This is a genomic window from Streptomyces alkaliphilus, from assembly GCF_014141535.1.
Lineage (GTDB): Bacteria > Actinomycetota > Actinomycetes > Streptomycetales > Streptomycetaceae > Streptomyces > Streptomyces alkaliphilus.
Map to the genome: position 1 here is coordinate 1 of NZ_VKHT01000076.1, position 10,429 is coordinate 10,429.

The window sequence follows — 10,429 nt, forward strand, 5'->3', positions numbered from 1 at the left end:
ACCGGTACGCGGCCGACGCGGTCCCGCGTCCGGGGCCGCCCGCCGGACTGCCCCAGCGGATGCCCGATCCGGCCCTGCCCCGCCGGGTGCGCGTCCACGAGGTGGGCCCGCGCGACGGCCTGCAGAACGAGGCCGCAGTCCTCCCCGTGGAGATCAAGGCCGAGTTCATCCACCGCCTCGCCGGGGCCGGCCTGGACACCGTGGAGGCCACCAGCTTCGTCCATCCCCGATGGGTGCCCCAACTCGCCGATGCCGAGCGGTTGTACCCGATGGTCGCCGACCTGGTGGATCGGGGGGTGCGGCTGCCGGTCCTGGTTCCCAACGCCCGGGGCCTGGACCGCGCCCTGGGCCTGGGGGTGCGGGAGATCGCGGTCTTCGCCGCCGTCACCGAATCCTTCGCGCGGGCCAACCTCAACCGCACGGTGGCCGAGTCCCTCGCCCTCTTCGAGCCCGTGGTCGCCCGGGCCCGGGCCGAGGGGCTGCGGGTGCGCGGCTACCTCTCGATGTGCTTCGGCGACTTCGAGGAGGGCCCGGTCGACCCGGCCCGGGTGGTGGGGGTCTGCCGTCGACTCGAGGACATGGGCTGCTCCGAGCTGAGTCTGGGAGACACCATCGGCACCGCGACTCCCGGGCACGTCGCCCGGCTGCTCACCGACCTGCACGCCGCCGGTATCGGCCCCGACCGGCTCGCGGTGCACTTCCACGACACCTACGGCCAGGCCCTGGCCAACACCCTGACCGCCCTGCGGCACGGCGTCACCACCGTGGACGCCTCCGCCGGAGGGCTGGGCGGATGTCCCTACGCCCGCAGCGCGACCGGCAACCTCGCCACCGAGGACCTGCTGTGGATGCTCGACGGCCTCGGTATCGAGACCGGGGTCGATCTGCGCCGCCTGGCCGCCACGAGCGACTGGATGGCCGAACACCTGGGCCGACCCGGCCCCTCCCGCGCCCTGCGCGCCCTCACCCATCGGGACACCCCCACTCCCCAGGACAAGGAGCCGTGACCATGGCCCTGCAGCACCGGCTGCCCGCCGAACACGAGGAACTCCGCCGCACGGTGGAGAAGTTCGCCCGGGAGGTCGTCGCCCCCGTGATCGGCGACTACTACGAGAGGCACGCCTTCCCCTACCCGATCGTTCGGGAGATGGCGGAGATGGGACTGTTCGGCCTGCCCTTCCCGGAGGAGTACGGCGGCATGGGCGGCGACTACCCGGCGTTGTGCGTGGCGCTGGAGGAACTGGCCCGGGTGGACTCCTCGATCGCCATCACCCTGGAGGCCGCCGTCTCGCTGGGCGCGATGCCGATCTTCCGCTTCGGCACCGAGGAGCAGAAGCGTCGCTGGCTGCCCCGGCTGTGTTCCGGCGAGGCGCTGGGCGCCTTCGGTCTGACCGAGCCCGAGTGCGGCTCCGACGCCTCGGGCACCCGCACCACCGCGGTGCGCGACGGCGATCACTGGGTGATCAACGGCACCAAGAGCTTCATCACCAACTCCGGTACCGACATCACCGATCTGGTGACGGTCACCGCCGTAACCGGCCGCAGGGCCGACGGGGCCCCGGAGATCTCCACCATCGTGGTGCCCTCCGGGACCCCCGGTTTCACGGTCGCCGCCCCCTACTCCAAGGTCGGCTGGAACGCCTCCGACACCCGGGAGCTCTCCTTCTCCGAGGTCCGGGTGCCGGTGGACCACCTGCTGGGCACCGAGGGGCGGGGGTACGCCCAGTTCCTGCGGATCCTCGACGAGGGCCGGATCGCCATATCGGCGCTGGCCACCGGGCTGGCGCAGGGGTGCGTGGACGAGTCGGTCCGCTACGCCGCCGAGCGCCGTGCCTTCGGGAGGCCGATCGGGGAGAACCAGGCCATCGCCTTCAAGATCGCCGACATGGAGACCCGGGCGCACACCGCCCGACTCGCCTGGCGGGACGCGGCCTCCCGCCTGCTGGCCGGCGAGCCCTTCAAGAAGGAGGCGGCGATCGCCAAGCTGTACTCCTCCGAGGTCGCGGTCACCAACGCCCGGGAGGCCACCCAGATCCACGGCGGCTACGGCTTCATGAACGAGTACCCCGTCGCCCGGATGTGGCGGGACAGCAAGATCCTGGAGATCGGGGAGGGGACCAGCGAGGTGCAGCGCATGCTGATCGCCCGCGAGTTGATGGGAGAGGGGCGGGGCTGACCGCTTCCTCGGTCGGACCCTCGGGCCGTCGGGCCGTCGGGGCGGGAGAGGTGTTCCCGCCCCGACAAAACCGTCGCGGGCCCCTGTCACAATGAGCCAATGGCGGAGCTCATCCAGCGGGACGGCACGTGGGACTTCGACGGGGAGAGACTGCGGCTTGTGCCGGGCACCGGTCGGGGCGTCCACCCCCTGCGCGCCGGACTGGGGGAGATCGCGGTGCCGTTGGAGGCAATCGCGGGCATCTCCCTGGAGCCGGGTCGGCGGCGGGCCCGGCTGCGCCTGAGGCTCCGCGAGGGAGCCGACCCCCTGGATCACGCCTGTTCGGGGCGATTGGCGGACGACGCCACCCCCTACGCGCTGGCGGTGGAGCCGGGACGGACGGGAGCGGCCGAGTACCTGGTCGACGAGGTGCGCACCGCCCTGGTGCTGGAGAGCGTTCCGGTGGACGAGGCCGTCGACCGGTGGCTGCTGCCCGGGCCCTCCGTGCCCCGGGTGGTGAGCGGCGGTGACGGCAAGGTCACCTTCGACGGGCACACCCTGCGCATCGAGTGGGGATGGGCCTGTGAGGAGAGCAAGAAGTCGGCCGGGACCCGGATGTTGCCGCTCCGGGACGTGGCGGCGGTGGAATGGTCCCGGGCCCGCTGGGAGAGCGGGTGGTTCCGCATCCGACCGGTGGGGCCCGTGGTGGAAGTCAAACCCTCCCACGACCCCAACTGCGTGACGCTCTGGGGACTCAGCGAACGGCGGGAGACCGCCGAGGTCGCCCTCCTCGCGGCGGCGGTCACCGCCCGCCTGCCCCACCCCCGGGCGGGGAAGGACGCCGGGGACGGCACGTCGGCGGGAGCGGACGGCGCGGCGCCCGTGCCCCTGACGAAGCCACCGGCCACCCCCGGGTCCCGGGCCCGGGACGGGGAGGTCGGCGGAGGGACCGGTCACGATCCCGACGCGGTCCTGCGCCGGCTGCGCGAGCTGGGCGAGCTGCGTTCCTCCGGTGTGCTGACCGAGGAGGAGTTCACCCGCGCGAAGCGGGCCCTGCTCGACCGCCTGTGAAGCCGGTGGCTCCCACCGGCACTGTCGTCCGCGACACGTTCGTGCCCGATATCGGGCAGGGTTGTTGCGAAAGTCCTCTCCGATTCCCACTATCAAGGGGTGCTCGGCCGTCGTACGTCCCATGAGGACCTGATCGACCACCTGACCCGCACCACGCCGCTGGGACGCGGCGAGGCGGCCCGGGTGGTCCTCGACGTCCTGGCCTACTTCGACGAGACGGTGGAGGAGTACGTGCGCAGACGCCATCGCGAGCTCCAGGCCCGCGGACTGCGCAACACGGCGATCTTCGAAGTGGTCTCGGAGGAGCTGCGGCACCGGGCGGTGGCCCCGCCCGAGCTGTCGCTGCGGCAGTTGCGCCGCATCGTCTACGGCTGAACCCCACCGGCCCCCGGGCCGGCGGACCCGCTTTCGACCGTCCCGTACCGACCCCGTCCCGTCACCGCCGGTTCCGTACCCGGAACCGGCCCGCACCATCGCCCGACCGGCACCAGGAGGAACCCGTATGTGTGGAATCGTCGGCTACATCGGCAGGCGCGACGTGGCGCCGCTGCTCCTGGAGGGACTGCAGCGACTGGAGTACCGGGGGTACGACTCCGCCGGCATCGCGATCCACAGCTCCGGCAAGGGCGGCGGCCTGAAGACGGTCAAGAACAAGGGCCGGGTCCGCGACCTGGAGGCCAAGGTGCCCGCCCGCTTCGCCGGGAACTGCGGCATCGCCCACACCCGCTGGGCCACCCACGGGGCCCCGAACGACACCAACGCCCACCCCCACACCGACGCCGACGGCCGCGTGGCCGTGGTTCACAACGGCATCATCGACAATTCCGCCGAACTGCGCGCCAAGCTGGCCGCCGACGGCGTCGAGCTGGTCTCCGACACCGACACCGAGGTCCTGGCCCACCTGGTGGGCCGCTCCCGGGCCTCCACCCTGGAGGAGAAGGTCCGCGAGGCGCTGCGCCACATCGAGGGCACCTACGGCATCGCCGTCCTGCACGCCGACTTCCCCGACCGCATCGTCGTCGCCCGCAACGGCTCCCCCGTGGTGCTGGGCATCGGCGACCGGGAGATGCTCGTCGCCTCCGACGTCGCCGCCCTGATCAGCCACACCCGTCAGGTGATCACCCTCGACGACGGCGAGATGGCCACCCTGAAGGCCGACGACTACCGCACCTACACCACCGACGGCAGTCGCACCGCCGCCTCGCCCACCACCGTGGAGTGGGAGGCCGAGAGCTACGACATGGGCGGCCACGACACCTACATGCACAAGGAGATCGCCGAGCAGGTGGACGCGGTGGACCGGGTGCTGCGCGGTCGGCTCGACGAGCGCTTCGCCACGGTCCGCCTCGGCGGCCTGAACCTCGACGCCCGCGAGGCGCGCACCATGCGCCGGGTCAAGATCCTGGGCTGCGGTTCGGCCTACCACGCCGGGCAGATCGGCGCGCAGATGATCGAGGAACTGGCCCGCATCCCCGCCGACGCCGAGCCGGCGAGCGAGTTCCGCTACCGCAACCCGGTGGTGGACCCCGACACCCTCTACATCGCGGTCAGCCAGTCCGGGGAGACCTACGACACCCTCGCGGCGGTCCAGGAGCTCAAGCGCAAGGGCGGCCGGGTGCTGGGCGTGGTCAACGTGGTGGGCAGCGCCATCGCCCGGGAGACCGACGGCGGTGTCTACGTGCACGCCGGCCCCGAGGTCTGCGTGGTCTCCACCAAGTGCTTCACCAACACCGCGGTGGCCTTCGCGCTGCTCGCCCTGCACCTGGGGCGGATCCGGGACCTGTCGGTGACCGACGGCAAGCGGATCATCGACGGTCTGCGCCGGCTGCCCGGTCAGATCGCCGAGATCATGGAGGGCGAGGAGCGCATCGCGAAGCTGGCCACGGAGTTCGCCGAGGCGAAGAGCATGATGTTCGTCGGCCGCGTGCGGGGCTTCCCGGTGGCCAAGGAGGCGTCCCTGAAGCTGAAGGAGGTCTCCTACATCCACGCGGAGGCCTATCCGGCCTCCGAGCTCAAGCACGGGCCGCTGGCCCTCATCGAGCCCGAGGTGCCGACCGTGGCGATCGTGCCGGACGACGAGCTGCTGGAGAAGAACCGCGCCACCCTGGAGGAGATCAAGGCGCGCAGCGGGCGCATCCTCGCGGTGGCCCACAGCGAGCAGGAGAAGGCCGACGACACCATCGTGGTCCCGCGGAACGAACCGGAGTTGGACCCCGTGCTCATGGGCATCCCGCTCCAGTTGCTGGCCTACCACACGGCGCTGGCGTTGGGCCGGGACATCGACAAGCCCCGCAACCTGGCGAAGTCCGTCACCGTCGAGTGACGCCGGCGGGCCCGGCCGGCCCGGCTCCCGTTCGCCCCGCCGCGCGTCGGCGGGGCGAACGTGCGACGGCCCCCGGGGGAGCGGATGCCACCGGTCCGCCGCCCCGGGGACCGCGCGGGTGCCGGCGTCGCCCATACGCCGGCCCGGTCGCCACCGGCGGGTCCGTCACCTCCCGCGCGGCGGCACGTTCGCTGGCCTCCGTCGATCTCGTTGGGTGGTATATGCCCATCACAAGCGCACAATCCACATTCGGGGGCCGGAAAATCCCCGGAAGGGGTTCCTCCGCGAGGGCCCGGCGAATCGTTCGGCGAACGCCCCGGCGGGTGGTTCGGGGAGGGTGCTCGGGAGGCGCTCAGGGGATGACGACGACGGGGCGCTCGGCGCGCCGGGCCAACCGCCCCGAGACGGTGCCCAGGATCCGCCCGAACACGCCCCGGGTGGAGCCCACCACGATGGCGTCGGCGGCGTATTCCCGGCCCACCTCCTCCAGCTCGTGGCAGATGTCCCCACCGCGCTCCAACAGCACCCAGGGGATCTCGGAGAGGTGGTCGGCGCAGGCCAGCTCCAGGCCCAGCACCTCGGTGCGGTGATCGGGAACGTCGATCAGGGTCGGGGGTTCGCAGCCGGCCCAGAGGGTGGACGGCAGTCGGTTGGCCACGTGCACGATGATCAGGCCGGAGCCGGAGCGACGGGCCATGCCGATCGCGTAGGCCAGGGCGCGTTCGCTGGAGGTGGAGCCGTCGAACCCCACCACCACGCCGTGCCGGAAGGCCGGGTCGCGCGGCGTGCACGACTCGTCGGCCGACCGGTGGGGATCCGTCGGCTCCGCGACGGGCCGCTTGCGGTCAGCGGGTTCGGGAAGTTCTGGGGCGACCATGGGAGTCTCGGAGGTGTCTCGGGGAGAGGGCCTCTCGGCGGTCGACGGGAACGGGAAGGTCGACGGGAACGGGAAGGGGGGCGCGGACCCCGAGGGTGTCGGGTGTCCGGGCCCGCGGCGGGCCCACGGGCTTCGGGGGCCTCGCGGGGAGGTGTTCCGGGGCCGCGTGTTTCACGGGCTGCACCTCCAGGATACGTCTTCGGCAGGGTGATGCCCCGGGATCCCCGCCTCAATCCGGTTCGGGCGGAGCAGCATGCCGGACCCGGGTCGGGGGCGCAACGGGGAGACATCCGGTGAAACGTTACGCGCCTCTCCGTGAACGCCTGTGTCCGTATGGTGAGGGGCGTGCGGGGGTCCGTGGCGGAATCATCGGCCCTCGCGGGGGTCTTCCCCTCCTCCCGTCCGACCGCGGGCGAACGAGGGGGGGACGTTTTGCGCCCGTTCGGTGTTCGCCCCCGGAACGCCGACGCCGTCACCGGCGGTTTTCCCCCGGCGCGGCTCCGCGGCCGGCCGGAACCCGACGCCTTCTGTTTTCGGCCAACTTCCCGATGCCCCCCGGCCCACCCTCGGACGCCGGAGGGAGGCGTACTTCCGCCAACTGCCGAGGCGTGGAACGCTTCCTGATCGAATGCTTCACGCCACGTAGTCATGTCGATTTAGTGCCGAGTGGCGAACCAGTCCCGCCGACCCCATCCGACACAGTAGATTCGATCTTGGCAATCACGGTCGGGGGAAACGTGCAGGACCGAGAGGATGCGTCAACCGAGGGAACTGAGGAGCATGAGCCAGGACCCAACGCACGGCCCCGAGGTCGCCAGGGGGCCCCGCCCACCGGCGGCGGACAGGCTCGCCACCCGGCGGCGCCGCGAAGTCGTCGCGGTACTGCTGTTCGGCGGCAGTCCCATGTTCGAAAGTTCCATCCCGCTCTCCGTGTTCGGCGTGGACCGACAGGACGCCGGCGTCCCCCGCTACCGGCTGCTGGTCTGTGCCGGTGAGGAGGGCCCCCTGCGCACGACCGGGGGGCTGGAGTTGCGCGCGCCCTACGGGTTGGGCGCCGTGGCACGGGCCGGCACCGTGATCGTGCCCGCCTGGCGGTCCATCACCGGCCCGCCGCCGGCCCCGGCCCTCGCCGCTCTGCGCCGGGCCCACGCCGAGGGCGCGCGCGTCGTCGGCCTGTGCACGGGGGCGTTCGCGCTGGGAGCGGCCGGCCTGCTGGACGGCCGTCCCGCCACCACCCACTGGATGTACGCCCCGACCCTGGCCAAGCGGTACCCCTCGGTCCACGTCGATCCACGCGAACTCTTCGTGGACGACGGCGACATCCTCACCTCCGCCGGTACGGCCGCCGGGATCGACCTGTGTCTGCACATCGTGCGCACCGACCACGGCGCGGAGGCCGCCAACGCCCTCGCCCGGCGGCTGGTGCTGCCGGTCCGCAGGACGGCGGGTCCCGCCGAGCCGGCGGGTCAACAGCGGCCCCTGGACAGGTCATTACCCGAGGACATCGGGGCCGATCCGCTGGCCGAGGTGGTCGCGTGGGCGCTGGAGCACCTGCACGAGCAGTTCGACGTGGAGGCGCTCGCCGCCCGCGCCTACATGAGCCGGCGCACCTTCGACCGGCGGTTCCGCGCTCTCACCGGGAGCGCTCCCCTGCAGTGGCTGATCACCCAACGGGTCCTCCAGGCCCAGCGGTTGCTCGAGGTGTCCGACTACTCGGTGGACGAGGTCGCGGGTCGATGCGGGTTCCGTTCCCCGGTCGCGCTGCGCGGGCACTTCCGTCGACAGCTCGGCTCCTCGCCCGCCGCCTACCGGGCCGCGTACCGGGCCCGGCGCCAGTCCCGCGGTCAGGGCGAGGGCGTCCAGCAGCCGACCGTTCCGCCGGCGCGGGGCAACCGGCCGGAGGCCGACCCCCGGGGCGGACGGGTGCCCTCCGGGCCGGAGCCGGGGCGCCCCGGTGACGGAGAGGCGGCCGGAGCGGCTCCCCGGGTCGGGGCCCACCACCCGGGCGGCCAGACCTCCCACGGACCCGCCGGACCGACGGGCCCCGGGGAGCAGCGCCCCGGGGTCTCGCCCCGGGCCGGGGAGGCACCCGGCCGGGGCAAGCCGGTGCGCGACGGGTGGTCGCCGCGCTTTCCGGCACAGCGGCCCCGCCCCGCGTCCTGAGGACGCCGGGGGCCCACCCGGGCCGGGTGCCGCCGGCGTCCCGGAGGCGATCCCGGAGGGCCGTTCCCGGGGTGTCGGGCCCTCCCCGAAGGGTCCGCTGCTCCCGGCGACGGCCCTCCGTGGTCGTATCACGGGGTCGTATGGTGTTCGCATGAACGATCGCATGGTGTGGATCGACTGCGAGATGACGGGCCTCTCGCCGGACGACGACGCACTCATCGAGGTGGCCGCGCTGGTCACCGACTCCGAGCTGAACATCCTCGGGGACGGGGTGGACATCGTCATCCGTCCCCCCGAGGAGGCCCTGGAATCCATGCCGGAGATCGTGCGGCGGATGCACACCGACTCCGGCCTCCTGGAGGAGCTGCCCGCGGGCACCGACCTCGCCGACGCCCAGCGCCGCGTCCTGGAGTACATCGCCGAGCACGTGCCCGAGCCGGGCCGTGCGCCGCTGTGCGGCAACTCCGTCGGCACCGACCGGGGCTTCCTCGCCCGCTACATGCCCGAGCTGGAGGCGTACCTCCACTACCGGATCATCGACGTCTCCTCGATCAAGGAGCTGGCGCGCCGGTGGTACCCGCGCGCCTACTTCAACAGCCCGGAGAAGAACGGCAACCACCGGGCGCTCGCCGACATCCGCGAGTCCATCGCCGAACTGCGCTACTACCGCGAGGCGATCTTCGTCGAGCAGCCCGGACCGGACTCCGCCACCGCGCGGCGGATCGCCGAGCGACACGTCCTGTCCGCCGGCTGAGGCACCCGGGCGCGCCGGGCGAAACCCCGGCACGAGCACGGCCCGGCACCCTGTACACTCATGGTGGCCGGGGAGGGGATTCCCCGAAACACCCGGTCATGGTGGGCGTAGCTCAGTTGGTAGAGCACCTGGTTGTGGTCCAGGTGGTCGCGGGTTCAAGTCCCGTCGCTCACCCTGATGGAAGGATCGGGCCCCCGTTCCGCTTCGGCGGTCGGGGGCCCGTTCTCCTTCCCCGAACCCCGCGCCCGGCGCGGGGTTCGGGGAAACCGGTTGGGGGCCGGTCCGGCACGGACCCGGCGGACGCGATGGGCAAGGCGTGGACGTGACGGAGATCGCCGGGCTGTGGGACCGGGTGACGGGCACCCAGCCGCACCCCGGGCTGTGGGTGGTGCTCGCGACGGCCGCCGGTGCCCTGGTGTTGATCGGTCCGTGGCCCGTGTGGCGGATCACCCGCACCACCGTGACCATCGCGCACGAGGGTGGGCACGGACTGGTGGCCCTGCTCACCGGTCGCACCCTGGAGGGCATCAGACTCCACTCCGACACCTCGGGTCTGACCGTCTCCCGGGGCAAACCCACCGGCCCCGGCATGATCCTCACCGCCGCGGCCGGTTACACCGCCCCCTCCCTGCTGGGGCTCGGCGGAGCCGCCCTGTTGGGAGCCGGCCGGCTGACCGCGCTGCTGTGGGGGGCCACCGCGCTCCTGCTGGCCATGTTGCCGATGATCCGCAACGTCTACGGGGCGTTGACGGTCATCCTCACCGGCGGCGTCTTCTTCCTCGTCTCCTGGCTCACCGCCGCCGCTGTCCAGGCGGCCTTCGGCTATCTGGCCGTGTGGTTCCTGCTGCTGGGTGGGGTGCGGCCGGTCTTCGAACTCCAGCGCAAGCGGCGGCGCGGTGGCGCCCCCGACTCCGACGCCGACCAGCTCTCCCGGCTGACCGGGGTGCCGGCGGGGCTGTGGGTGTTCGTCTTCCACCTGGTGTCGATCGGTTGCCTGGTACTGGGGGGCAGCATGCTGCTGGACCCCGACGCCCTCGCCTGACGCCCGACGACCACGATGGGTCCCGGCCACCGAGCGCCCCTGCC

General features: G+C 72.7%; 9 protein-coding genes and 1 tRNA gene. 9 read left to right on the forward strand and 1 reads right to left on the reverse strand.

Annotated elements, in window-relative coordinates; all coding sequences use genetic code 11:
- Nucleotides 1-59: 59 nt before the first annotated feature.
- The 5 genes from FNQ90_RS04635 to glmS all read left to right on the forward strand — a co-directional run bounded on the left by FNQ90_RS04635 (nt 60) and on the right by glmS (nt 5,549).
- A complete protein-coding gene (locus tag FNQ90_RS04635) occupies nt 60-1,007 on the forward strand; it encodes a hydroxymethylglutaryl-CoA lyase (RefSeq protein ID WP_182605094.1) in 948 nt (315 codons plus the stop codon).
- A gap of 2 nt (nt 1,008-1,009) precedes the next feature.
- The gene (locus FNQ90_RS04640; protein WP_182605098.1) at nt 1,010-2,176 is read left to right on the forward strand and encodes an acyl-CoA dehydrogenase family protein; all 1,167 of its coding nucleotides are present in this window, start codon (nt 1,010-1,012) and stop codon (nt 2,174-2,176) included.
- A 99-nt stretch (nt 2,177-2,275) separates the two neighbouring features.
- Nucleotides 2,276-3,226 (forward strand): DUF4429 domain-containing protein, encoded by a 951-nt coding sequence (locus FNQ90_RS04645; protein WP_182605095.1) that lies wholly within the window; start codon nt 2,276-2,278, stop codon nt 3,224-3,226.
- Nucleotides 3,227-3,325: 99 nt separating this feature from the next.
- Nucleotides 3,326-3,601 (forward strand): hypothetical protein, encoded by a 276-nt coding sequence (locus FNQ90_RS04650; RefSeq protein ID WP_143617583.1) that lies wholly within the window; start codon nt 3,326-3,328, stop codon nt 3,599-3,601.
- Nucleotides 3,602-3,728: 127 nt separating this feature from the next.
- Nucleotides 3,729-5,549: a glutamine--fructose-6-phosphate transaminase (isomerizing) gene (glmS, locus tag FNQ90_RS04655; RefSeq protein WP_182605096.1), complete on the forward strand. Its 1,821-nt coding sequence runs from the start codon at nt 3,729-3,731 to the stop codon at nt 5,547-5,549.
- A 352-nt stretch (nt 5,550-5,901) separates the two neighbouring features.
- On the opposite strand, the gene FNQ90_RS04660 is transcribed toward glmS, so the two are convergent.
- The gene (locus FNQ90_RS04660; RefSeq protein WP_143617586.1) at nt 5,902-6,426 is read right to left on the reverse strand and encodes a universal stress protein; all 525 of its coding nucleotides are present in this window, start codon (nt 6,424-6,426) and stop codon (nt 5,902-5,904) included.
- Nucleotides 6,427-7,206: 780 nt separating this feature from the next.
- Between FNQ90_RS04660 and FNQ90_RS04665 the strand changes: the two genes are divergently transcribed.
- From FNQ90_RS04665 to FNQ90_RS04680, 4 genes are all read left to right on the forward strand, one after another.
- Nucleotides 7,207-8,589 (forward strand): GlxA family transcriptional regulator, encoded by a 1,383-nt coding sequence (locus FNQ90_RS04665; protein WP_182605097.1) that lies wholly within the window; start codon nt 7,207-7,209, stop codon nt 8,587-8,589.
- A gap of 151 nt (nt 8,590-8,740) precedes the next feature.
- Nucleotides 8,741-9,343 carry an oligoribonuclease gene (gene orn, locus FNQ90_RS04670; protein ID WP_143617589.1) on the forward strand — a complete coding sequence of 201 codons (603 nt, stop codon included), beginning with the start codon at nt 8,741-8,743 and terminating at the stop codon, nt 9,341-9,343.
- A gap of 101 nt (nt 9,344-9,444) precedes the next feature.
- A tRNA-His gene (locus FNQ90_RS04675) sits at nt 9,445-9,517 on the forward strand.
- A 142-nt stretch (nt 9,518-9,659) separates the two neighbouring features.
- Entirely contained in the window at nt 9,660-10,385 is a 726-nt protein-coding gene (locus FNQ90_RS04680; protein WP_323379776.1) for a M50 family metallopeptidase, read from the forward strand.
- The last annotated feature ends 44 nt before the right edge of the window (nt 10,386-10,429 follow it).

Excerpts from the sequence above, each read along its gene's own strand:
- FNQ90_RS04665 (WP_182605097.1), top strand. The coding sequence starts at position 7,207 with ATGAGCCAGGACCCAACGCACGGCCCCGAGGTCGCCAGGGGGCCCCGC.
- FNQ90_RS04645 (WP_182605095.1), top strand. The coding sequence starts at position 2,276 with ATGGCGGAGCTCATCCAGCGGGACGGCACGTGGGACTTCGACGGGGAG.
- orn (WP_143617589.1), top strand. The coding sequence starts at position 8,741 with ATGAACGATCGCATGGTGTGGATCGACTGCGAGATGACGGGCCTCTCG.
- FNQ90_RS04640 (WP_182605098.1), top strand. The coding sequence starts at position 1,010 with ATGGCCCTGCAGCACCGGCTGCCCGCCGAACACGAGGAACTCCGCCGC.
- glmS (WP_182605096.1), top strand. The coding sequence starts at position 3,729 with ATGTGTGGAATCGTCGGCTACATCGGCAGGCGCGACGTGGCGCCGCTG.
- FNQ90_RS04660 (WP_143617586.1), bottom strand. The coding sequence starts at position 6,426 with ATGGTCGCCCCAGAACTTCCCGAACCCGCTGACCGCAAGCGGCCCGTC.
- FNQ90_RS04635 (WP_182605094.1), top strand. The coding sequence starts at position 60 with ATGCCCGATCCGGCCCTGCCCCGCCGGGTGCGCGTCCACGAGGTGGGC.